The organism is Streptomyces sp. O3, from assembly GCF_054788135.1.
On sequence record NZ_JBTVYK010000207.1, the window covers coordinates 1 to 263 of the forward strand.

Consider the following 263-nt stretch of genomic DNA (forward strand, 5'->3'; position numbering starts at 1 on the left):
GCTAAAACATCTTTTTTAAATAGAATGGATAGTTCGATTTGTCTCAGCCGCTTCAAATATGGCTTCAATCAATTTTAAAACTTGGTAAACTTCTTCATTTTGAACGATGGGTTCACTCGTATTATTTAAAACATCGACAAAATTGTTATAGAAAGAAGGAGCTAATTTGGCGGGCGCTGGAAGTGATAATGTATTGGTTGCTTCTTCGCTTGGTGGTGCCATTGTTTTTGTTAGACCTTGACCAGCTTTGATTGGTGTTGGCT

The 263-nt window shown here is 36.9% G+C and carries 1 protein-coding gene; it reads right to left on the bottom strand.

Annotated elements, in window-relative coordinates:
- Window positions 1-15: 15 nt before the first annotated feature.
- A partial coding sequence (locus tag ACX6XY_RS30375; protein ID WP_460337933.1) for a Gfo/Idh/MocA family oxidoreductase occupies window positions 16-263 on the bottom strand: 248 nt, incomplete at its 5' end.